The sequence below is a fragment of the Massilia forsythiae genome, from assembly GCF_012849555.1.
Classification (GTDB): Bacteria; Pseudomonadota; Gammaproteobacteria; order Burkholderiales; family Burkholderiaceae_D; genus Telluria; species Telluria forsythiae.
Map to the genome: position 1 here is coordinate 3,401,158 of NZ_CP051685.1, position 23,323 is coordinate 3,424,480.

The 23,323-nt window shown below is 68.7% G+C and carries 17 protein-coding genes; 10 read left to right on the forward strand and 7 right to left on the reverse strand.

Annotation, left to right across the window (positions count from 1 at the left end):
• Window positions 1–113 precede the first annotated feature (113 nt).
• The 4 genes from HH212_RS14575 to HH212_RS14590 form a co-directional block, all read right to left on the reverse strand.
• A complete protein-coding gene (locus HH212_RS14575) occupies window positions 114–605 on the reverse strand; it encodes a nucleoside deaminase (protein ID WP_170203134.1) in 492 nt (163 codons plus the stop codon).
• A 191-nt stretch (window positions 606–796) separates the two neighbouring features.
• The gene (locus HH212_RS14580) at window positions 797–1,879 is read right to left on the reverse strand and encodes a BMP family ABC transporter substrate-binding protein (RefSeq protein ID WP_170203135.1); all 1,083 of its coding nucleotides are present in this window, start codon (window positions 1,877–1,879) and stop codon (window positions 797–799) included.
• 60 nt (window positions 1,880–1,939) lie between these two features.
• Window positions 1,940–2,800, reverse strand: coding sequence for an outer envelope protein (locus HH212_RS14585; RefSeq protein WP_170203136.1), 861 nt, complete (start codon window positions 2,798–2,800; stop codon window positions 1,940–1,942).
• 339 nt (window positions 2,801–3,139) lie between these two features.
• A complete protein-coding gene (locus HH212_RS14590; RefSeq protein WP_170203137.1) occupies window positions 3,140–3,934 on the reverse strand; it encodes a GntR family transcriptional regulator in 795 nt (264 codons plus the stop codon).
• A gap of 275 nt (window positions 3,935–4,209) precedes the next feature.
• Here HH212_RS14590 and HH212_RS14595 point away from each other — a divergent pair, with 275 nt between their 5' ends.
• The 3 genes from HH212_RS14595 to HH212_RS14605 are packed head-to-tail and all read left to right on the forward strand — an operon-like array spanning window position 4,210 to window position 7,835.
• Window positions 4,210–5,829, forward strand: a complete 1,620-nt coding sequence (locus HH212_RS14595) for an ABC transporter ATP-binding protein (protein WP_170205450.1) — start codon at window positions 4,210–4,212, stop codon at window positions 5,827–5,829.
• The gene (locus HH212_RS14600) at window positions 5,816–6,922 is read left to right on the forward strand and encodes an ABC transporter permease (protein ID WP_170203138.1); all 1,107 of its coding nucleotides are present in this window, start codon (window positions 5,816–5,818) and stop codon (window positions 6,920–6,922) included. The genes HH212_RS14595 and HH212_RS14600 overlap by 14 nt, the downstream gene beginning before the upstream one ends.
• Complete coding sequence (locus HH212_RS14605) at window positions 6,912–7,835, forward strand: ABC transporter permease (protein ID WP_170203139.1); 924 nt, start codon at window positions 6,912–6,914, stop codon at window positions 7,833–7,835. Before HH212_RS14600 ends, HH212_RS14605 begins: the two co-directional genes overlap by 11 nt.
• Here the strand turns inward: HH212_RS14605 and HH212_RS14610 are convergent.
• The 3 genes from HH212_RS14610 to HH212_RS14620 all read right to left on the reverse strand — a co-directional run bounded on the left by HH212_RS14610 (window position 7,822) and on the right by HH212_RS14620 (window position 11,405).
• Window positions 7,822–9,480, reverse strand: coding sequence for a cytochrome-c peroxidase (locus HH212_RS14610; protein WP_170203140.1), 1,659 nt, complete (start codon window positions 9,478–9,480; stop codon window positions 7,822–7,824). The two genes, HH212_RS14605 and HH212_RS14610, sit on opposite strands and share 14 nt — an antisense overlap.
• 141 nt (window positions 9,481–9,621) lie before the next feature.
• Window positions 9,622–10,443 carry an ATP-binding cassette domain-containing protein gene (locus HH212_RS14615; protein WP_170203141.1) on the reverse strand — a complete coding sequence of 274 codons (822 nt, stop codon included), beginning with the start codon at window positions 10,441–10,443 and terminating at the stop codon, window positions 9,622–9,624.
• Window positions 10,401–11,405, reverse strand: a complete 1,005-nt coding sequence (locus HH212_RS14620) for an ATP-binding cassette domain-containing protein (RefSeq protein WP_170203142.1) — start codon at window positions 11,403–11,405, stop codon at window positions 10,401–10,403. Before HH212_RS14620 ends, HH212_RS14615 begins: the two co-directional genes overlap by 43 nt.
• Window positions 11,406–11,618: 213 nt before the next feature.
• On the opposite strand from HH212_RS14620, the gene HH212_RS14625 reads away from it, so the two are divergent.
• The 7 genes from HH212_RS14625 (at window position 11,619) to HH212_RS14655 (ending at window position 23,249) form a co-directional block, all read left to right on the forward strand.
• Window positions 11,619–12,917 (forward strand): nucleotide disphospho-sugar-binding domain-containing protein, encoded by a 1,299-nt coding sequence (locus tag HH212_RS14625; protein ID WP_229217286.1) that lies wholly within the window; start codon window positions 11,619–11,621, stop codon window positions 12,915–12,917.
• A 108-nt stretch (window positions 12,918–13,025) separates the two neighbouring features.
• The gene (locus HH212_RS14630; RefSeq protein WP_170203143.1) at window positions 13,026–14,105 is read left to right on the forward strand and encodes an SDR family oxidoreductase; all 1,080 of its coding nucleotides are present in this window, start codon (window positions 13,026–13,028) and stop codon (window positions 14,103–14,105) included.
• A 243-nt stretch (window positions 14,106–14,348) separates the two neighbouring features.
• Window positions 14,349–16,976 (forward strand): excinuclease ABC subunit UvrA, encoded by a 2,628-nt coding sequence (locus HH212_RS14635; protein WP_170205452.1) that lies wholly within the window; start codon window positions 14,349–14,351, stop codon window positions 16,974–16,976.
• 132 nt (window positions 16,977–17,108) lie between these two features.
• A complete protein-coding gene (locus HH212_RS14640) occupies window positions 17,109–20,585 on the forward strand; it encodes a response regulator (protein WP_170203144.1) in 3,477 nt (1,158 codons plus the stop codon).
• Window positions 20,586–20,602: 17 nt separating this feature from the next.
• Window positions 20,603–21,412 (forward strand): CheR family methyltransferase, encoded by an 810-nt coding sequence (locus HH212_RS14645; protein ID WP_255486816.1) that lies wholly within the window; start codon window positions 20,603–20,605, stop codon window positions 21,410–21,412.
• Window positions 21,409–22,035 carry a chemotaxis protein CheB gene (locus HH212_RS14650; RefSeq protein ID WP_170203146.1) on the forward strand — a complete coding sequence of 209 codons (627 nt, stop codon included), beginning with the start codon at window positions 21,409–21,411 and terminating at the stop codon, window positions 22,033–22,035. Before HH212_RS14645 ends, HH212_RS14650 begins: the two co-directional genes overlap by 4 nt.
• A complete protein-coding gene (locus HH212_RS14655) occupies window positions 22,032–23,249 on the forward strand; it encodes a hybrid sensor histidine kinase/response regulator (RefSeq protein WP_170203147.1) in 1,218 nt (405 codons plus the stop codon). The genes HH212_RS14650 and HH212_RS14655 overlap by 4 nt, the downstream gene beginning before the upstream one ends.
• The last annotated feature ends 74 nt before the right edge of the window (window positions 23,250–23,323 follow it).

The following is a 23,323-nucleotide window of genomic DNA, read 5'->3' on the forward strand; positions in this document are numbered from 1 at the left end:
GTGTGCATGAAAAAGACGTTAGTAAATTAAGAATAATATATGTAGAATTTGAAAACAAGAAAATTGGTAAATGTTAAATAAAAATTAAATATTTCACAATCTTGAGAGCAAAATTAAGGCTGTCTGTCTTGAACCCAAAAATTCTCTTGTGCACTAAGTGCTTCTTCTTCTCTTAATGGCCCTATCACCTCGGTCGCGCGCTGGCCGGCGGCGAACACCTGGCGGCACGGCAGCGACAGCGTCGGGTTTTCCGGATCGCTGCCGGTGAGCGCCAGCAGGCTGGTTTCCGACATCCCGTACACCACGCGCCCGACGCCGCTCCAGTAGGCGCCGCCGGCGCACATCGCGCACGGCTCGGCGTTGCTGTACAGGGTGGCGCCGGCCAGTTCGTGCGGCGGGTGCCGCTGCGAGGCCTGGCGCAGCGCGTTCATCTCGGCATGGGCGGTGCGGTCCAGGCTGGAGGCGTTCATCGCCTCGGCGATCACGCGGCCGTCGGCGCCGACCACGATGGCGGCGAACGGGTGGTGGCCGGCGTCGCGCGAGCGCTGGGCGAGGGCGAATACGTAGGTGAGGAAGTCGTGGTCTTGGGGTGTGGGCATCGTCATGGTTTGTCGATTCACGTGAGCGATAGATGATGTAGCCGGCTTACCACCACGTCGTCCCCGCGCAGGCGGGGACCCATAGAAGCTTTACCGAAGTCGCGCTTCTTGCATCTCGAGATAGTATGTATGGGTCCCCGCCTCCGCGGGGACGACGGATCAGGGGCAGCCAATCGTCATTGGCCTGCGAGACTGACTCACTTCGGAATCGTCCCCTCCACCCCCTGCACGTAGAAATTCAAGGAATGGATATCCTTGTCCGCCATCTGCGCCCCGGCCGCCACGCGCACGGCGCCCGACTGGTCCTTGAGCGGTCCCTGGAACGGCTTCAGCTTGCCGGCGACGATGGCCGCCTTCTTTTCCTCGAACAGCTTGGCGACGGCGGCCGGCACCGCCGCGTTCAGCGGCGACATGCGCACCATGCCCTCGGCCAGGCCGCCGCGCGTTTCGCCGCTCTTCCAGGTGCCGGCCAGTACCGCTTGCGCGGTGCGGGTATAGAAATCGCCCCAGTAGTTGGTGCTGGCGGTCAGGTGCGCCTTGGGCGCGAAGCGCGCCATGTCGGAATCCCAGCCGAACGCGTACTTGCCCTTCTGCTCGGCCACCTGCAGCGTCGCCGGCGAATCGGTATTCTGGGTCAGCACGTCGGCGCCCTGGGCGATCAGGGTCTCGGCGGCCTGGCGCTCGCGCGCCGGGTCGTACCAGGTGTTCACCCACACCACCTTGGTCTTGATGGCCGGGTTGACGCTCTGGGCGCCGAGGGTGAAGGCGTCGATGTTGCGGATCACTTCCGGCACCGGGAACGAGCCGACGAAGCCGATCGTGTTCGATTTCGTCATCTTGCCGGCGATGACGCCCTGCAGGTAGCTGCCCTCGTACTGGCGCGTCTCGTAGACACCCATGTTCTTGCCGGTCTTGAAGCCGGTGGCGTGCAGGAACACGGTGCCGGGGAAGGCGCGCGCCACCTTCTCGGTCGGGTTCATGAAGCCGAACGAGGTCGAGAAGATCAGCTTGTTGCCGTCGGCGGCGAGCTTGCGGATCACGCGCTCGGCGTCGGCGCCTTCCGGCACGTTTTCCACGTAGGTCGACTTGACCTGGCCGGGCAGGGCCTTTTCCATGGCCAGCCGGCCCTGTTCGTGGGCGTAGGTCCAGCCGGCGTCGCCGACCGGGCCGACGTAGACGAAGGCGACTTTCAACGGGTCGGCGGCGCGGGCGGGCAGGGCGGCGCCCAGGGAGAGCGAGGCGGCCAGGCCGGCCAGGGCGATCAGCGTGCGACGATGCATGGTGTTCCTCTTTGAATGTGGATGGCGAATCGGTTCGAAGCGAAGCGGGTGGACGGCGTGTCAGAAGTGGTATTCGGCGCGCACCATCGGCGTCTTCGCGGTGGCGCCGGGCACGGTCCGGGACGGGTTGCCGAACTTGTTCTTCCAGTACTGGTACTCGACGCCCAGCTTGAAGGTGTTCTTGGCGGCGCCGACCGCCGCACTGAGGTCGTACATGACCTGCATGTCGACGTTGATCTCGACCGCGGTCGGGCCGCCGAATTCGTTGCGGCCCTTGGTGCCGATGTAGTTGGCGTAGCCCTCGAACGACAGCGGGATGCCGAAGTCGAACGGGATGCCCCAGGCGGCGCTCAGCATGGCGTGGGTGTCGTAGGTGTAGCGCGAGGTCGCCACGCCGGTGAAGCCGTTGAACGGCGCGTTACTCTCGTGCAGGGCGTAGATGCCGACGTCGAGGAAGCCGGGTACGTCCAGCATCAGCGTCGGCCCCAGCACCAGCATGCGCTTCTTGGAGTTGTAGCCGGCGTCGGTCTTGCTGTTGACGTCGAAGCCGAAGGTCAGGCCGACCCCGCGCGCGGGGCCGAAGGCCAGGTTCTTGCCCGCGACCTTGCCCAGGTCGACGGTGTTGCGGTAGACCGCGTAGGCCTCGTGGGCGCCGTTGGTGGCGCCGACCGCCGACGGGTCGTGTTCGTCGGACAGCAGGAAATCGACGCTGAAGAAGTTCTTGCCGTACTTGTAGCCGCTGACGTGGCTGAAGTTGACGACGTGCTTGCTGATGTCGTCGCTGTTGTACGGTTCGGCGAACTTGCTGCCGTAGCGGTAGCTGAGCGCGGTGTCGCTCCAGTCGGCGGCGTGGGCGCCGCCGGCGAGGGCGGCAAGGAGGAAGGGGAGGACGATGCGGGCGTTTTGGACGAGGGGCTTCATGCTGATCCTTGGTATGGTTGGAATGGCAGGAACGGCGCGGCAACGGATTGCATCCAATATGTCACACAGATTGGATGCAATCTTCGAATAACCGATTAGCAAGTATCGGGCCAGACCGGTATTCGCCGCGTTGCCGGAGCGCTCGCGTCTGGCGCCGCCGCCTGTCGCGCCGCATGACCGCAGCGGGTGGCCGGCGCACGCACCGCGGCGGCCCTTTTTGCGCCACCGCCTGCACTGCTTGCTGCGCTGCCGTGGTGCGCGCGCTGCCGCCGCTGCCCGCTACTGTCTGTCACTATCTGCCGGCCTCGGTTACATCATGTTCCACCGCGGCGCGCCGTGTCAGCAGCCGGCCAGCGCCTGCGCCAGGTCGACCTTGCGTTCGCCGGTATCCAGGCGCAGGCGTCCCTCGATCTCCAGCAGGTGGTGCTCGATCGCCGCCGTCGCCCGCGCCGCCTGGCCCCTTTCGATCAGCGCCAGCAGGTCGCCGTGGGAACCGTCGGCGCACATCGGCGCGCCCGGGTGTTCGTACAGGGCGATGATCAGCGAGCAGCGCGACACCAGTTCGCCCAGGAAGCGCCGCAGCACCGCGTTGCCGGCCAGGTCGGCCAGCAGCAGGTGGAATTCGCCGCCGAGGCGGATCCACAGGGCGCGGTCGCCGCCGCGGCGCGCCGCTTCCTCGGCCGCCAGCGCGGCGCGCAGTGCGGCCAGTGCCGCCGGGGTGGCGTTGGCGATCACCAGCGGCACGATCTCGCGCTCCAGCGCGCGCCGTGCGGCGAACACGTCGCGCGCCTCGGCCGGGGTGGGAGACGCCACCACCGCGCCGCGGTTCGGCCGCAGCTCGATGATGTGGTCGTGCGCCAGCCGCTGCAGCGCCTTGCGCACGGTGGTGCGGCTGACGCCGTACAGCTCGCAGAAATCGGCTTCGCCCAGGCGCGTGCCGGGCGGCAGGCGCCGGCCCATCACGGCCTGGACGACGGCGCGGTAGATGCGCTCGTCGACCGCGGCGCCGCGCTTGCTGGCTGGCGCTGGCGCATCGGGCGGCGCCGGCAGCGCGGCCGGGGTGGTAGTGGGAACGGTCGGTTCGCCTTGTCTGCGCCGGCCTTGTGGGCCGGGCGCAGCCGTGTGCTTGGTCATGGTGGTCTCCGCAGCATGGTTTGATTTGTTGTGGCGGGGTGGCCGCCTGCCGGGGATGTAGCAGGAATCGTGCGCGCCCTTGCGCCGCAGGCGAAGCAGGTGCGTGTGCCGATCCCTGCGCAGTCTTGGTGAAATTGTCGACTCGAAATGGTGCAACTTGTATACAAGTCGTGCACGGCGGATTGCCGTCTCGGCGGCGCGCCCGCTGTGCCGGCAGCGGTGGCATGCAACTTGCAGAACAGCTGGCGATGGTCCCCGGTTTTCATGCACGCACCATGGAGCGCACCTTGATCACAGCATCCCCCGATTCACCCGCCGCGCCGCACGCCACGTCCGCGCGCGTGCCGCCGCGCCTGCAACTGCTCGGCATCTCGAAACGCTATCCGTCGGTGGTGGCCAACGACGGCGTCGACCTCACCGTGCTGCCCGGCGAGATCCACGCCGTGCTGGGCGAGAACGGCGCCGGCAAGAGCACGCTGATGAAGATCATCTACGGCGTGGTGCAGCCGGATGCCGGCGAGATCGTGTGGGAAGGCCGGCAGGTGCGCATCGGTTCGCCGTCCGACGCGCGCCGGCTCGGCATCGGCATGGTGTTCCAGCATTTCGCGCTGTTCGAGACGCTCACCGTGGCCGAGAACATTGCGCTGGCGCTGGACGGTCGCGAGACGCCGGCCAAGCTGGCACCGCGCATCCGTGCCGTGTCCGAACAGTACGGCCTGCCGCTCGACCCGGACCGGCGCGTGCACAGCATGTCGGTGGGCGAGCGCCAGCGCGTGGAAATCGTGCGCTGCCTGCTGCAGTCGCCGCGCCTGTTGATCATGGACGAGCCGACCTCGGTGCTGACGCCGGACGCGGTGCAGACGCTGTTCGTGTCGCTGCGCCGGCTGGCGGCCGAGGGCGTCAGCATCCTGTACATCAGCCACAAGCTCGACGAGATCCAGGCGCTGTGCGGCAAGGCCACGGTGCTGCGCGGCGGGCGCGTGGCCGGCACCGCGCTGCCGCGCGAGGAAAGCGCGCAATCGCTGGCGGAACTGATGATCGGATCGGACCTGCCCACCTGCACCCTGGCGCCGCGCGCGCCCGGAGAAGCGCGCCTGCAGATCGACGCGCTCGACCTGGACAGCGGCGACCCGTTCGGCACGCCGCTGCGCGGCATCGGCCTGGAGGTGCGCGCCGGCGAGATCGTCGGCCTGGCCGGCATCTCGGGCAACGGCCAGCAAGAGCTGCTCAAGGCGATTTCCGGCGAACTGGCGGCGCCGCGCGCGGACGCGGTGCGCATCATGGGTGCCGACGCCGGACGCCTGGACCCGGCCGCACGGCGGCGCCTGGGCCTCGGCTTCGTGCCGGAAGAACGGCTGGGCCGCGGCGCCGCGCCGGCCCTGTCGCTGGCCGACAATGCGCTGCTGACCGGCTACCTGTCCGAGCGCGACGGCATGCTGCGGCGCGGGCTGGTGCGGCGCGGCGCGGTGCGCGCCTTTGCCGACGCCGTGATCGCGCGCTTCAAGGTCAAGTGCGGCGGCGCCGGCGCGGCGGCGGCCAGCCTGTCGGGCGGCAACCTGCAGAAATTCATCGTCGGGCGCGAGATCCTTTTGTCGCCGCACGTGATGGTGCTGGCCCAGCCGACCTGGGGCGTCGACATCGGCGCCGCCATGCTGATCCGCCAGGCCATCATCGATTTGCGCGACGCCGGCGTGGCGGTGCTGGTGCTGTCCGAGGAACTGGACGAGCTGTTCATGATGTGCGACCGCATCGCGGTGCTGGCCAAGGGACGGTTGTCGCCGGCGGTGCCGGTGTCGGCCACCAGCGTCGACCGCATCGGGCGCTGGATGGGCGGCGATATCGACACTGCCGCCCACGCCGATGCCGGGCAAGGAGCGCACCATGTCGCGGCTTGAAGCACGTCCGGCGCCCTCGCGCGCCATGATGCTGGCCTCGCCGCTGATCGCGGCCGCCGCCATGCTGGTGTCCGGCTCGCTGCTGTTCCTGTTCCTCGGCCAGGAACCGCTGCACGCCTTTTACGTCTACTTCGTCAAGCCGGCGACCAGCCTGTACGGCGTAGGCGAGCTGCTGCTCAAGGCCACGCCCCTGATCCTGTGCGGGGTCGGGCTGGCGCTCGGCTTTCGCGCCAACGTCCACAACATCGGCGCCGACGGCCAGCTGACCATGGGCGCGGTGGCGGCCGGCTGCGTGGCGCTGTACTTCGACGGTGTGGAAGCGGCGTGGGTGCTGCCGCTGATGCTGCTGGCCGGCGCGCTGGGCGGCATGGCCTGGGCCGCCGTGCCGGCGCTGCTGCGCACCCGTTTCAACACCAGCGAGATCCTGGTCAGCCTGATGCTGGTGTACGTGGCCTACCTGTTCCTGGGCTACCTGGTGCACGGGCCGCTGCGCGACCCGGCCGGCTTCAATTTCCCGCAATCGAAGATGTTCGGCGCCGCCGCCACCCTGCCGCTGCTGGTGGAAGGCCTGCGCGTGAACGCGGCCTTTCCGCTATCCCTGCTGGCCGCCGGCGGGGCCTGGTTCTTTTGCCGCCATACGTTCGCCGGCTACCGCATGCAGGTCAGCGGCATGGCGCCGGCGGCGGCGTTGTACGCCGGCTTTTCCGAGCCGCGCAACGTGTGGCTGGCCTTCATGGCCAGCGGCGCGCTGGCCGGCCTGGCCGGGGTCGGTGAAGTCGCCGGCCCGCTCGGCCAGTTGCAGGGCTCGGTGTCGCCCGGCTACGGCTTCGCCGCCATCATCGTCGCCTACGTCGGCCGGCTGCATCCGCTCGGCGTGGTGCTGGCGGCGCTGTTGATGTCGCTGCTGTACATCGGCGGCGAGTCGGCCCAGATCGAGCTGCAGCTGCCGTCGGCGATCACCGGGCTGTTCCAGGGCCTGCTGCTGTTCTACCTGCTGGCCGCCGACCTGTTCATCCATTACCGCGTCAAGCCGCGCACCCGGCCCGCCGCGCCGGCCGCCCTGTCCACGGAGACCGTCCCGCATGAATCCTGATTACCTGATCGCCATCCTGGCCAGCACCGCCGGCGCCGCCACGCCGCTGGTGCTGGCATCCACCGGCGAACTGGTGGCCGAACGCTCGGGCGTGCTCAACCTCGGGCTGGAAGGCATCATGCTGGTGGGCGCGGTGGCCGGCTTCGCGGTCACGCTGCACGGCGGCTCGCCGCTGCTCGGCCTGCTGGCGGCGATGGCGGCCGGCATGGCGATGGCGCTGGTGTTCGCCGTGCTGGTGCTGACGCTGCAGACCAACCAGGTCGCCACCGGGCTGGCGCTGACGTTGTTCGGGCTGGGCCTGTCGGCCTTTCTCGGGCGCGACCTGGTTGGCCAGACCGTGGCGCCGCTGCCGCACCTGTCGATCCCGCTGCTGTCGAACCTGCCCTTCGTCGGGCCGCTGCTGTTCCGCTTCGATGCGCTGGTGTACGTCTCGCTGGCGCTGGTGGCGCTGGTTGGCTGGGTGCTGGCGCGTACCCGCCTCGGCCTGGCGATCCGCGCGGTGGGAGAGGCGCCGCACAGTGCCCACGCGATCGGCATGCCGGTGCTGAAGCTGCGCTACGCCACGGTGCTGTTCGGCGGCGCGCTGGCGGGCCTGGGCGGCGCCTACCTGTCGCTGGCGCTGACGCCGATGTGGGTCGAGGGCATGACCGCGGGGCGCGGCTGGATCGCGCTGGCGCAGGTGGTGTTCGCCACCTGGAAGCCGCGCGGACTGCTGCTGGGCGCCTACCTGTTCGGCGGCGTGACCGTGCTGCAGTTCCACGGCCAGGGGCTGGGCCTGGCGATCCCGTCGGAATTCCTGTCGATGCTGCCCTACCTGGCGACCATCGTGGTGCTGGTGGTCATCTGCCGCAATCCGCAGACGATCCTGCTGAACAAGCCGATGTCGCTGGGGCAGAATTTCAAGGCCGATTGAGCGCCGCCGTCTCGGTGCCCGGGTCTGCGGGCGCCGCCGGGCAGGACTCGAACTTCGCCAGCGGCAGCCCGCTCGGCAAGGACGCCGGCACGTGCGCGCAGGCGTGCACCGGCAGCGTGCTTTCGTCGAGCAAGCCGGTGCGCACGAACTGCACCAGGTCGGCGATTTCCCGCTCGCTCAGGCGCGGCGGGCGTTGCAGCAGCGGGTCGATCGTGGCCGCGACCCGCTCGATCGGCGCCATGCGCACGGCGAGGTCGGGCGCGACGCCGGCGCGCCTGGCGTCGTAGCCGCGCAGCGAACCCGCCGGGTCGAGGTGGTGGCGCACCGCGTCTTCCAGCCGGGTGAAGGCGCCGTTGTGGAAAAACGCCGGCTGTAGCGCCACGTTGCGCAGCGGCGCCGTGCGGAAGCGGTAGCGGTCGCCGGGCTGGCCGGTGACCTGCTCCAGGCCGTAATCCTCGTCCTCGTCGGGACCGTCGAACAGCTTGTTGCCGGTGCCGACGCCGAATACCGGCGCGATCTGCGGCACGCCGATGTTGTGCATTTTAAAATCGCTGAACATCTCGTTGGCCGTGCCGCCCACCGCATGGCAAGCCACGCAGTTGGCCTTGCCGAAGAACAGCAGCGCGCCGTGTTTTTCCCGGTCGGTCATGGCGGCGGCGTCGCCGCGCGCGTAGCGGTCGAGCGGGGCGTTGGCCCCCTTCAGGATGAATTCATATTCGGCGATGGCGCGCGCGAACATGCCGATGTCGATCGGGGCGCCGGCGCGCACGCTGTCGAACACTTCGCCGAACTTGTCGACATAGGCCGGGATGGCGTTCAGGCGCGCCTCGACGTGCGCCCGGATCGGCCCGTTGCGAAAGCCCCCGGCATCCAGTAGCGGGCAGGTATCTCCCTTGCCGTCGTCGAACTGAAAGTAGCGCGGGTCGAGGCCGTCGCGGATGCCGGTGAAGCCGGCTTCCTCGACCAGCTCGGTGATCGGCAAGAAGGCCTGCGCCTGCAGCAGGTGGCGGATCAGCGGGTCGTTGGGACGGAACTGCGCCGTGCCTTCCGGCTGCGGGAAGCTGAAGCCGAGCGAATTGTCGAACGGGTCGCCGGAGGGCGCGGAAAAGCGCCCGTTCCACATCAGCTTCGGATAGAAGCCGGCGTTCAGGATGATCGGCGAGCGCCGCATGTTGCGCGGCCCCAGGCGGTTCGGGCCGACCAGGCCGTTGTTCTGGATGCCGATGGCGATCGATTGCGTGTCGCCGTAGCCGTGGCTGGGCGAATGACAGGCGGCGCAGGAATTGTCGTTGTGCAGGCTGGATACCGGGTCGAAGAACAGCAGCAGGCCCAGGCCCGCCATCTTGAGGTCCAGCGGCCGGCCGAGGCGCTGTTCGAGTTTCTGTTCGACGGTACCGGTGAAGCCCTGCTGCGCCAGTGCCGCGCCGAGCTGGTCGTCCAGCGACGCTGCCGGCGGCGCCGATGGCTGTGCGGAAGGCGATGCGGCCTGGCCGGGATGGTCGGAACCGCCGCAGCCGGCCAGCAGCGCGGCGCACAGCAGCGCGGTACACAGCAGTGCTACGCAGCTATATGCCGCGCTGGTACCGTGCGCGGCCTTGCCGGACGATTGCGGAAGATGCTGTTGGGCTGCCGATACCTTGCTCATGGGATGCTCCTGCGGCTGGACATGCGGGATGGATACCCTCCCAGCGTAGCCATCCCGGCCGCGCACCCTTTGCGCATGCTCATCGATACGTCGTGAAGCGGGCTGGACCGTACCGGTCCGCCCGGCTGCCGTTGCAAGCGCCTATTCCGGCGCCGCGCCAGCGCGCGATGCCATCCAGCCGTGCGCACTCCAGTCGAGCCGGTGCGTCAGGTCCAGCCGCTCCAGGAAACGCGCGTCGTGCGACACCACCATCAACGCCCCGGTCCAGGACGCCAGCATCGCTTCCAGCGCCTCGATCCCGGCCAGGTCGAGGTGGTTGGTCGGCTCGTCCAGCAGCAGCAGGCGCGGCGTTGGCGTTTGCAGCACCCCCAGCAGCAGCGCCGCGCGCATGCGCTCGCCGCCGCTGAGTTCTCGCGCCGGGCGCAGGATGCGCGTCGGGCCGAGTCCCGCCAGCGCCAGGACTTGGCGCAGCCGGCCCTGCGCGGTGCCGGTGGCCGCGGCGCGCAACTGGTCGAGCACGCCGGTGCAGGCGTCCAGCATGCCGAGCTGCTGGTCGAGCAGCACGCACGGCAGGCGCCGCACCGTGCCGGACAGGGGCGCGATGTCACCGGCGACGGTACGCAGCAGCGTCGACTTGCCGCAGCCGTTCGGGCCGCAAATCGCGATGCGCGCCGCGCCGTTCGCGCGCCAGTCGAGCGCCTCGTGCGGACCGAAGCGCGCCACCAGGCCGTCCAGCACCAATGCCGCCTGGCCATCCGGAATCGCGATGTCCAGCCGAGGAAAGCCGGGTGCCTGCAGCGCGCCGCCCAGCGCGTCGAAGGCGGCGCCGACCGCTTCCTCCAAATCCAGGCGCCGGCGCGCGTTGCGTTCGGCGCGCGCGCCGTCGGTCTGCTGGGCGCGCTGGGGCAGGGCATTAGAACCTATCTCAGTAGGGAGAGGGAAGTTGATGACGATGCGTGGCAAGCGCGGGCAAGGCGCGAGGAGGCGCATGGCGAGCCATGCAACGACGAGTAACGCAGCACCCGCTTGTCAAGCGCCTCAGCAACGACCGGTTCCCTGCTGAGATAGGTTCTTAGCACGATCTTCGGCTGGCCGCCGGCGGCGCGTGCGCGTTCACCGCGCGCATTGCGCCGGGCCGCGCCATCGGCCTGGTCGCGCAGCTGCGCTTCTCCCTGGCGCCGCTCGACGCGCGCCCGCGCCAGCCGCGCCGCGGCCGCCGCCAGGTCGGCTTCGCGCCGGGCCGCCACCAGCGACCAGCCGCCGCCGTAACGGCGCAGTCCGCCCGCGTGGACTTCGAGCGTGCGGTCGGCGTGGTCCAGCAATTCGCGGTCGTGGCTGACCAGCAGCAGGCCGCGTCCGGCCTGGCGCCAAGCCTGCATCTGCTCCAGCAGGAAGCGCCGGTGCGCGGGGTCGAGATGGTTGCTCGGCTCGTCCAGCACCAGCAGGCCGGCATCGCCGCAAAAGGCGCCGATCAGGGACAGCAGCGTGCGCTGGCCGCCCGACAGGGCCGCGGGCGCGAGCGATTCGTCGAGGCCGGCCTGGTCCAGCATCGCCTGCCAGCGCGCTTGCAGATCCCAGTCATCCCCGACCAGCTCGAAGTCGGCTTCCGCGGCCGTGCCCTGCGCCAGGCGCCGCAGCGCCGCCAGCGGCCGGTCCAGCCCGGCAAGGTGGGCGAGGGTAGGTGCGTCGGTGGCACCCGTCTGCTGTTCGACCCAGGCGCTGCGCCCGGGGCGCTCGATGCGGCCGGCCATGTGTTCCAGCCGTCCGGCGATCGTGCGCGCCAGCGTCGATTTGCCGCTGCCGTTGGGACCGATCAGGGCGACGGTTTCAAGGCCGAAGGTCTCGTGCAGGTCGTGGAACAGGACCCTGCCGTCGGGCAGGACGATGTCGACCCCGTGCAGGGCCGCGAAATAGGGATGCGCCATGTGTGACTCCTGTGATGCCGTGAATCTGCGTGCCGCGGCAACCGGTGCCGTGGCGGTACATTCGATGCTGTCGCGCGGGGCGCGCAGCGGGGCATTACAGGCGCATGGGTGGAATCCTCCGTACTGGAACGATGCGATTCTAGCATCGTTTTATGCCATCCCGCAGTAGCCGCCGCGGCACTGGCCGCCGGCCCTTCCGCTTTTCGCGTACAGTTGCCAGGTCTTTTTGCGACGGAGGCCGGCATCGACACACCTACCAGCAACCCGATCCACTTCGTCGTGGTGACCATCGGCTCGGCCGGCGACCTGTTTCCCTTCATGGCGATGGCGCTGGCCCTGCGCGCGGCCGGCCACCGCGCCACCTTCCTGGCGCCGGAGCAGCACGCGCCGTTCGTCACGCCGTCCGGCCTGGACTTCGTCGGCCTGCCTGCCGACGAGGCGGTGCTGCACGACCCCGACCTGTGGCACCCGACGCGCGGCTTCGGCGTGGTCTGGCGCGTCACGCGGCCCGGCATGGCGCGCATCGTGCCGGCCGTGGCGGCGCTGCCGCGGGACGAGCGCTGCGTGCTGCTGGTGCATCCGCTGGCGCTGCCCGAGGCCGACCTGTGCCGCACCATCCACCCGGGCCTGAAGGTGGCCGCCGCCTACCTGGCGCCGCAGAACCTGCCGACCATCCACGACCCGCTGATGGCCGGGCCGTGGCGGGTGCCGTCCTGGGTGCCGCTGGGTGCGCGCCGCTGGATGCTGCGCCAGGGCGTACGGAAGATCGTCGATCCGGTCGCGCTGCCCGAAGTGAACGCCGACCGCGCCGCGCACGGACTGGCGCCGTTGAACAGCCTGCTGCCGGACATGCTGAACCTGGCCGACCTGTCGATCACGCTGTTCCCCGAATGGTTCGCGCCGACCCAGCCCGACTGGCCGCAGCCGCTGCTGCGCGCCGGTTTTCCGCTGTTCGATCCCAACCCGGACGCGCCGCTGTCGCCGGAACTGGCGCGCTTCCTGGACGAGGGGCCGGCGCCGCTGGTGTTCACCCACGGCACCGCCAACACCCAGTCGCGCGCCTACTTCAACGCGGCGCGCGCCGCGGTGCAGCAACTCGGCCTGCGCGCGGTATTCCTCACCGTGCACCGCGACCAGTTGCCGGCCGACCTGCCGCCGTCGATCCTGTGGCAAGCCTACGTGCCGCTGCGCCGCATGCTGCCGCACGCGGCGCTGCTGGCGCACCACGGCGGCATCGGCACCACGGCCGAGGCGCTGCGCGCCGCCACGCCGCAGCTGGTGGTGCCGCTCGCGCACGACCAGTTCGACAATGCGATGCGGGTGACGGCGCTGGGCGTGGGGGCCAGCCTGGCGGCGTCGCGCGTGGATGGCACGAGGATGGCGCGCGTGCTGGGACAGGTGGTCGGGAATGCGGAAGTGGCGCGCCGCTGCGCCGCTGTAGCAGCGCGCTTCGGGACGCATGACCCGTTGCAGTCGCTGTGTCGTGGTCTGGATGCGCTGGTTGATACCTGAAACGATCTGGCCGACATGATCGAATGCATCGGCGCCACACACCCCGGCGCCGCCGCATCCCGAATCGCGCCAGAATGAGCTTTTCCCCACTCGACACAGGAACGGATCATGCAACGAAGCGCATTGGTGGTCGGCGCCAGCGGCATCGGCGGCCGCTACACCGCCAGGGAACTGCTGGCCAACGGCTGGACCGTGTACGGCCTGGCGCGCACGCCGCCGCGCGACCTGCCGGGCATGATCCCGGTGGCGGCCGACCTGCTCGATCCGCCCGCCCTCAACATGGCGCTGGATGCCGCGCTGGCCGGCGACGGCCCGACCCACGTCTTCATCACTACCTGGATGCGCCAGGACAGCGAAGCCGAGAATATCCGCGTCAACGCCGCCATGGTGCGCAACCTGCTCGATGCGCTGTCGGCGCGCACGGCGCTGCGCCACGTGGCGCTGGTGACCGGCCTGAAGCACTATCTCGGACCGTTCGAGGCCTATGCCAGCGCCGGCACGCTGCCGGACACGCCGCTGCGCGAGTCGCAGCCGCGCCTGCCGCTCGAGAATTTCTATTACGCGCAGGAAGACGAGGTCTACGCCGCCGCCGCGCGCGACCGCTTCACCTGGACCGTCCACCGCCCGCACACCATCGTCGGGCTGGCGGTGGGCAACGCGATGAACCTGGGCACCACGCTGGCCGTGTACGCCAGTATCTGCAAGGAGACCGGGCGGCCGTTCCAGTTTCCCGGTTCGCAGGCGCAGTGGGACGGCCTGTCCGACGTGACCGATGCGCGCATGCTGGCCAGGCAGCTGCGCTGGGCCGCCGACACCGACGCCGCCAGGAACCAGGCCTTCAACATCACCAACGGCGATTACTTCCGCTGGAGCTGGCTGTGGCGCCGGCTGGCAGCCTGGTTCGGCGTGCAGGCGGCCGGGTTCGATGGGCAGGCGCAGCCGCTGGAAGGGATCATGGCGAACGATGCGGACGTGTGGCGTTCGATCGCCGCGAAACACAAGCTGCGCGAGGCGGACCTCGGGCGGCTGGTGTCGCCCTGGCATACGGACCTGGACCTGGGGCGGCCGATCGAGGTGATGACGGACATGGCCAACAGCCGCCGGCTGGGGTTCGCCGCCTGGCAGGCGACCGAGGACTCGTTCTTCGACCTGTTCACGGCCTTGCGGGTGGAGCGCTTGATTCCCTGAGCCCGTCGTTCCCGCGCAGGCGGGAATCCAGGGGTTGCGTGCGTCAACGCACCGCAGGCGGGGGGCGGGGTGGGTTGTAATGGAGACATCACGATTTCATCCGGAGCGCCGATGCGCCGCAAGAACGAAGCTGCCGACCAAGCTGACCATGAATCCACGAAGCATGCCGGCAAACGCATGTCCAAGGAAACGACGAGCGATGAGCCGTCCGACAGCACGATGCAGAAGCAGCACACGCGGGGTATGGGTCCCCGCCTGCGCGGGGACGACGGTTTGAAGGCCGCGGGTGATGGACGCTTGCGCAGGGAAGGTGAATTGCAAACCTCCGGCTACGTCCGCGTGCGCGGGGCGCGCGAGCACAACCTGAAGAACGTCAGCGTCGACATTCCGCGCGATGCGCTGGTGGTGTTCACCGGCGTGTCTGGCTCGGGCAAATCGTCGCTGGCGTTCGGCACGCTGTACGCGGAGGCGCAGCGGCGCTACCTGGAGTCGGTGTCGCCGTACGCGCGCCGGCTGTTCCACCAGATGCCGGTGCCGGAAGTCGACGACATCGACGGCCTGCCGCCGGCGGTGGCGCTGCAGCAGCAGCGCGGCACGCCGACTGCGCGTTCTTCCGTCGGCAGCGTCAGCACGCTGTCGAATTCGCTGCGCATGCTGTATTCGCGCGCCGGCGATTATCCGCCGGGGCAGGGCATCCTGTACGCCGAATCGTTCTCGCCCAACACCGCCGAAGGCGCCTGCCCCGAGTGCTCCGGCCTGGGCCGCGTGTACCAGGCCACCGAGCAATCGATGGTGCCGGACGATTCCTTGACCATCCGCGAGCGCGCGGTGGCGGCCTGGCCGCCGGCCTGGCACGGGCAGAACCTGCGCGACATCCTGGTGACGATGGGCTACGACGTCGACACGCCGTGGCGCGACTTGCCGAAAAAGGACCGCGACTGGATCCTGTTTACCGACGAGACCCCGACCGTCCCGGTGTACGCCGGCCTCACGCCGGACGAGACGAAACAGGCGCTGAAACGCAAGGATACGCCCAGCTACCAGGGCACCTTCAGCAGCGCGCGCCGCTACGTGCTGCAGACCTTCGCCACCACCGAGAGCGCGTCGATGAAGAAGCGCGTGGCGCGCTACATGGTCAGTACCGAATGCCCGCTGTGCCGCGGCAAGCGCCTGCGCCAGGAAGCGCTGGCGATCACCTTCGCCGGGCTCGACATCACCGAAGTGTCGCGCATGCCGCTCGAACGCCTGGCGGATCTGCTGCAGCCGTACGTGAAGGATGGCGCCGGCACGGGCGCGGACGCCAGATCCAGGGCGGCCGCGCATCCGGAGCAGGCGATCGTCACCCAGCGCATCGCCGCCGATTTGTGCGCGCGCCTGACGGTGCTGCTGGACCTGGGCCTGGGCTACCTGGCGCTGGAGCGCAGCACGCCGACGCTGTCGCCGGGCGAACTGCAGCGCCTGCGCCTGGCGACCCAGGTGCGCTCCAGCCTATTCGGCGTGGTGTACGTGCTGGACGAGCCGTCCGCCGGCCTGCATCCGGCCGATACCGAGGCGCTGCTGGACGCCCTGGCGCGCCTGAAGGCGGCCGGCAATTCGCTGTTCGTGGTCGAGCATGCGCTGGACGTGATCCGCAAGGCCGACTGGATCGTCGACGTCGGCCCGCAGGCCGGAGAGGGCGGCGGCAAGGTGCTGTACAGCGGCGTGCCGGAAGGCTTGCGCGACGTCGAGGCCTCGCATACGCGCCGCTACCTGTTCGATGACCTGCAGGATGCCGCCCATGCGCCGGCGCGGGCAGCGCGTGAACCGACCGGCTGGCTGCGCCTGGCCGGCATCACCCGCAACAACCTGCACGACCTGGAGGTGGCCTTCCCGCTGGGCGTGATGAGCGCGGTCACCGGCGTGTCCGGCTCGGGCAAGTCGACCCTGGTCAGCCAGGTGCTGGTCGACCTGGTCGGCGCCGCGCTGGGCCAGGCCGCGCCGGAGGAAGAGGTGGAAGAGGGCGCCGAGCTGGAACGCGAGGACATCGTGCCGACGCTGGGCCGCATCGTCCACGATGCCCGGGACGGCGCGCAAGATGGCATGCGCGGCGTGCGGCGCATGGTGCGCGTCGACCAGAAGCCGATCGGGCGCACGCCGCGCTCGAACCTGGCCACCTACACCGGCCTGTTCGACCAGGTGCGCAAGCTGTTCGCCGCCACGCCGCAGGCGAAGAAGCGGCGCTACGACGCCGGGCGCTTTTCCTTCAACGTCGCCAAGGGCCGCTGCGAGCACTGCGCCGGCGAGGGCTTCGTGATGGTCGAACTGCTGTTCCTGCCCAGCGTGTACGCGCCGTGCCCGACCTGCGAAGGGGCGCGCTACAACGCCGACACCCTGGCCGTGACCTTCAAGGACAAGAACATCGCCGAGGTGCTGGGCATGACGGTGGACGACGCCCACGCTTTTTTCCTGGAAGAAGAAGCGGTGGCGCGCCCGCTGCAGGTGCTGCGCGAGGTCGGCCTGGGCTACCTGCGCCTGGGGCAGAGCGCGACCGAGCTGTCCGGCGGCGAGGCGCAGCGCATCAAGCTGGCCACCGAGCTGCAGCGCGCCGGCCGCGGCGGCACGCTGTATGTGCTGGACGAGCCGACCACCGGCCTGCATCCGGTCGACGCCGATCGCCTGATGGCGCAGCTGAACCGCCTGGTCGATGCCGGCAACACGGTGATCATGGTCGAGCACACGATGCGCGTGGTGGCCGGCTGCGACTGGGTGATCGACATCGGTCCCGGCGCCGGCGAGGCCGGCGGCACGGTGGTGGCGGCCGGGGCGCCGCACGAGGTTGCCAAGGCCGCCGCCAGTCGAACTGCGCCTTACCTGAAGGCATCGTTAAGCTAACGGTTGCTTACGCCAGATAAATACCTCATGTAAATACGGACTCCAGGGCTAGAATGTCGTCAAAAGGACGCAGAGCATTTTGCATTTGCGTTACACTTGGGATATTTTTTTTCTAATAGTTACCGTACAAGCATGCCTGGCACGAGTATCGATAGCAACCAATTCCGCCGCATCCTGTCGCGCAACGTCGCCATGCCCCTGGGCATGGGGATGCTCAGCGCGCTGGTGTTCGTCGGCATCATCGCCTACCTCATCAACGTCCTGAGTTGGGTCGAACATTCCGAACACGTGATCGGCCGCGCCAACGAGGTCAGCAAGCTGGCGTCCGACATGGAGGCCGGCATGCGCGGCTACCTGTTGTCCGGCGACGACGATTTCCTGGCGCCCTACCTGCAGTCGAAGCCGAAGATCCAGGCCGAGATGGAGAACCTGACCAAGCTGGTCAGCGACAACCAGAGCCAGGGCGAGCGCATCCAGCGGGTGCGCATCGCCATCCAGCAATGGGAAGTGTTCGCCGAAGACGTGATCGCGCGCCGCACCAAGAACAGCGATTTCATCGAACTGGTGAAAAGCGGGCGTGGCAAGCTGCTGACCGATGAGGTGCGCCTGCAGATCGGCGGGTTCCTGGGCGACGAACAGCGCCTGCTGCAGGAGCGCACCGCGTCCTCGCGCGCGGTGATCGCCTGGTCGGTCGGCGCCTTCCTGGTGTTCAGCCTGGTCGTGGCGGGCTTGCTGGCGCTGTTCGGCCGGCGCGAACTGGTCAAATTGTCCGGTTCCTACAACGACACGCTCGAGCACGAAGCCGAGCACAATGCCCAGCTGCGCCACCAGGACTGGCTGCGTGCCGGCCAGGGCGAGCTGGCGGCGCGCACCAGCGGCATCCACGAACTGGAGCCGCTGGCCGACGCCACCCTGGCCTACGTCACGCATTACCTGGAAGGCGCGGTGGCCGCCATGTACGTGCGCAGCGAGGAGGGCGTGCTGCGCCGCATCGGCACCTACGGCTTCGCGCACCAGGATGGCGAACGCGCCGCGACCATCATGCCGAACGAATCGCTGGCGGCGCAGGCGGCCAACGAAAACCGCGTGCTGACGCTACGCGACCTGCCGGCCGACTACATCAAGGTCGGCTCGGCGCTGGGCGAGGCGTCGCCGCGCCAGCTCCTGATCGCGCCGATCTCGAACCACGGCAAGATCAAGGGCGTGATCGAGATCGGTTTCCTGCATCCGGTGGAACAACGCGACATCGAATTCATGCAGTTCATCGCGGCATCCGTGGGCGCCGGCGTGGCGTCGGTGCTGTACCGCCAGCGCCTGCAGAACGCGCTGGAAGAGCAGCAGGCCATGAACGAGGAATTGCAAGTGCAGCAGGAAGAGCTGCGCACCGCCAACGAAGAGCTGGAAGAACAGTCGCGCGCGCTGGAAGAGTCGCAATCGTCGCTGGAAAACCAGCAGGCCGAGCTGGAGCAGACCAACGACCAGCTGGCCGAGCAGGCGCTCAGCCTGGACATGAAGAATGCCTCGCTGCTGCAGGCGCAGGACCAGTTGCGCGAGCGCGCGCTGGAGCTGGAACGCGCCAGCCGCTACAAGTCGGAATTCTTGGCCAACATGTCGCACGAGCTGCGCACGCCGCTGAACAGCTCGCTGATCCTGGCCAAGCTGCTGTCGGACAATACCAGCGGCAACCTGAACGAAGAGCAGGTGCGCTTCGCCCAGACCATTTATTCTGCCGGCAACGACCTGCTCAACCTGATCAACGACATCCTCGACATTTCCAAGGTCGAGGCCGGCAAGATGGAACTGGTGCTGGAAGACGTGCCGCTGCGCCGCATGGTCGAAGGCATGGGACGCATCTTCGAGCCACTGGCGCGCCAGAAGGAACTGGCGTTCTCGGTCGACATCGCCCCCGGCGTGCCGGCCACCGTGCGCACCGACCGCCAGCGCATCGAGCAGGTGCTCAAGAACCTGCTGTCGAACGCGCTGAAATTCACCGAAACCGGCGGCGTCGGCCTGACGGTCAGCGCCACCGCCGACGGCTGGGTCCAGTTCGCGGTGCAGGATTCCGGCATCGGCATCGCGCCGGAACAGCAGGAGCGCATCTTCGACGCCTTCCACCAGGCCGACGGCACCACCAGCCGCCGCTTCGGCGGCACCGGCCTGGGCCTGTCGATCTCGCGCGACCTGACCGCGCTGCTGGGCGGCACCCTGGCGGTGGCCAGCACGCCGGACGAGGGCAGCGTGTTCACGCTCAGCCTGCCGCGCAACGGCACCGTGGCGGCCACGCCGCCGCCGGCCCCGGTCGCGGCCGCGCTGCCGGCGCGCACGCCGCGCATCCCGGCGCCCGCGCCGGCTGTGGAAACCGCCGCCGCCCCGCAGGCCGACGGCGGCGACTTCCCGGACGATCGTGCCCAGCCGGCCCAGGGCCGCCGCACCGTGCTGGTGATCGAGGACGAGCCGGAATTCGCGCGCATCCTGTACGGCCTGGCGCACGACATGGAATTCCGCTGCCTGGTCGGCCTGACCGCAGAAGCGGGCCTGGAGCTGGCCGCCGCCAACAACCCGGACGCGATCCTGCTGGACATGCGCCTGCCGGACCGCTCCGGCCTGTCGGTGCTGCAGCAGCTGAAGGAAAACCCGGCCACCCGCCACATCCCGGTGCACGTGGTGTCGAGCATGGACAACAGCGGCGAAGCGCTGCACCTGGGCGCCATCGGCTACGCGCTGAAACCGACCACGCGCGAGCAGCTGGAAGAGGTCTTCCACAAGCTCAAGGACAAGTCCACGCAACAGGTCAAGCGCGTGCTGCTGGTCGAGGACGACGAGCGCCAGCGCGACAGCGTGGTGCACCTGATCTCCGACAACGACGTCGAGATCTCGGCGGTCGGCTCCGGCGGCGAAGCGCTGGCGCTGTTGCGCTCGCAGATCTTCGATTGCATGATCATCGACCTGAAGCTGCCCGACATGCAGGGCAACGAGCTGCTGCAGAAGATGTCGATGGAAGAGCTGTTCTCGTTCCCGCCGGTGATCGTATACACCGGCCGCAACCTGACCCGCGACGAGGAAGCGGAGCTGTCCAAGTACTCGCGCTCGATCATCATCAAGGGCGCGCGCTCGCCGGAGCGCCTGCTGGACGAGGTCACGCTGTTCCTGCACAAGGTGGAGTCGACCTTGTCGGCCGAGCGCCAGAGCATGCTCAAGACCGTGCGCGGGCGCGACCGCGTGTTCGAGGGCAGGACCATCCTGCTGGTGGACGACGACGTGCGCAACGTGTTCGCGCTGACCAGCGCGCTGGAGCAGCGCGGCGCCAACGTGGTGGTGGGACGCAACGGCTTCGAAGCCATCGCCCGCCTGGACGAAGTGGAGAACGTCGACCTGGTGCTGATGGACGTCATGATGCCGGGCATGGACGGCCTGGAAGCGACGCGACGCATCCGCCAGGACGGGCGCTTCGCGCGCCTGCCGATCATCACCATCACGGCCAAGGCGATGAAGGATGACCAGGAGCAGTGCCTGGCCGCCGGCGCCAACGATTACCTGGCCAAGCCGATCGACCTGGCCCGACTGTATTCGCTGTTGCGGGTATGGATGCCGACCCTGGAGCGCATTTGAAACACCTGACGAGCGACATGGACATCGAGCTTCGCATGCTGGTCGAAGCCGTCTATTTGAAGTACAACTACGACTTCCGCGACTACACCGGCGCCTCGCAGAAGCGCCGCGTGATGGTGGCGCTGCGCGCGATGGAGTGCAACACGGTGTCCGAGCTGCAGTCCAAGGTCATGCACGACCCGTCCGCGTTCGCCCGGCTGCTGCAGTACCTGACGATTCCGGTCACGGAAATGTTCCGCGATCCGGAGTACTACGCGGCGCTGCGCCGCCACGTATTGCCGCTGCTGGAAACCTATCCGTCGCTGAAGCTGTGGGTGGCGGGCTGCAGCACCGGCGAGGAGGTGTATTCGATGGCGATCATGCTCAAGGAAGAGGGACTGCTGGAACGCAGCCTGATCTACGCCACCGACATCAACCCGGAATCGCTGGACGCGGCGCGGCGCGGCGTGATGCCGCTCGACCGCATGCGCCTGTACACCGAGAACTACCAGAAGGCCGGCGGCAAGCGCGCCTTTTCCGACTACTACACGGCGGCCTACGGCGGCGCGCTGTTCGACCGCGAGCTGATCGAGCACGTGACCTTCGCCGACCACAGCCTGGCCACCGACAGCGTGTTCGCCGAGACCCATTTCATCAGTTGCCGCAACGTGATGATCTACTTTAACAAGCGCCTGCAGAACCGGGTGCTGGGCCTGTTCCACGAATCGCTGGTGCACCGCGGCTTCCTCGGCCTGGGCAGCAAGGAAAGCATCGACTTTTCCAGCTATGCCCAGCGCTTCGAGCCGCTGGCCAAGCGCGAGCGCGTGTTCCGCAAGGTGGGAACATGAGCGCGGCGGCCGTCAAGGACGACCAGGCGCTGCGTACGGCGCTGCGCGGGCGCACCGTGGAAGCGGTGGTGATCGGCGGCTCGGCCGGCAGCGTGGATGCGCTGATCAATCTGCTGCCGGCGCTGCCGGACGGCCTGGGACTGCCGGTATTCTGCATCGTGCACCTGCCGCCCGACCGCGAAAGCCGGCTGGCCGAGCTGTTCAACGAACGCCTGCTCGTGCCGGTGCGCGAAGCCGCCGACAAGGAACCGATCGTGCCCGGTACGGTGTATTTCGCCGGTTCCGCCTACCACCTGTCGGTGGAGCAGGACCGCACTTTTTCCCTGAGCCTGGAGCCGCCGGTGCACTGGGCCCGTCCCGCCATCGACGTGCTGATGGAGTCTGCCGCCGACGCCTACGGCCCCGGCCTGGTGGGCATCCTGCTCACCGGCGCCAACCGCGACGGCGCCGACGGCATGGCCCACATCCGCGTCCGCGGCGGCTTCACCGTGGTGCAGGACCCGGCCGAGGCCCAGGTCGCCGTCATGCCGCTGGCCGCCATCGAACGCAGCCAGCCGAACCTGGTATTGCCGTTGTCCCGTATTTTTGCGCTGTTGTCCATGTTGGAGAATCAAGAATCATGAGCGTCCCAGAACCGACCAAACTCCTGATTGTCGACGACCTGCCGGAAAACCTGCGCGCCCTCGATGCCCTGATCCGCGACGAGCAGCGCACGGTGTACCAGGCCAGCTCGGGCGAGGAGGCGCTGTCGCTGATGCTCGAGCACGAGTTCGCGCTGGCGATCCTGGACGTGCAGATGCCCGGCATGGACGGCTTCGAGCTGGCCGAGCTGATGCGCGCCACTTCGCGCACCCGCAACATCCCGATCGTGTTCGTCTCGGCCGCCGGCCGCGAGCTGAACTACGCCTTCAAGGGCTACGAGAGCGGCGCGGTCGACTTCCTGCACAAGCCGCTCGACCCGGACGCGGTGCGCAGCAAGGTCAAGGTGTTCGTCACCCTCGACCAGCAGCGCGGCGAGATGCGGCGCCAGCTGCAGGCGCTGGAGCGCAGCCGGCGCGAGCAGGAAGTGCTGGTGCGCGAACTCAACGAGACCCAGGCCGAGCTGCAGCGCTCGCTGCGCATGCGCGACGAATTCATGTCGCTAGTGGCGCACGAGCTGCGCACGCCGCTCAACACGCTGTTCCTGGAAACGCAGATGCGCAGCCTGCAGCTCAAGCGCGGCAACCTGCCGGCCTTCAACCCGGAACAGATGGGCACCATGATCAAGCGCGACGAGCGCCAGATCAAGTCGATGATCCGCCTGATCGACGACATGCTGGACGTGTCGCGCATGAAGAGCGGCACGCTGTCGATCCGCCCGGCCAAGGTCGAACTGATGCCGCTGCTGGAGCGCGTGGTCAGCGACCTGTCGCTGGCCGCCGCCGCCGCCGGCTGCAACGTGGTGCTGGCGCCGCACGCGCCCGTGACCGGCTTCTGGGACGAATTCCGCATCGAGCAGGTGGTGGTCAACCTGCTGACCAATGCGCTGCGCTACGGCGTGGGCGGCGGCCCGGTCGAGGTCAGCGTGCACGAGGATGGCTGCCACGTGCGCATCGACGTCGCCGACCACGGCAAGGGCATCGCGCCGGACTACCTGGAGCGCATCTTCGAGCCCTACGAACGCGGCGCCAAGAGCGGCGAGCCGAAGGGACTGGGCCTGGGCCTGTACATCTCGCGCCAGCTGGCCACCTCGCACGGCGGCCAGCTGACGGTGCGCAGCGTGCCGGGCGAGGGCGCGACCTTCAGCCTGCTGCTGCCGTGCACGGAAGCGGCGCTGAAGGCGGTGGCGCCGGCTTGAGGCGGTGCAGGTGGCCGATCCGGCCCAGAAGCCGGCATCCAGCCACCGTCGTTCCCGGCATTGCCGGAAACGAC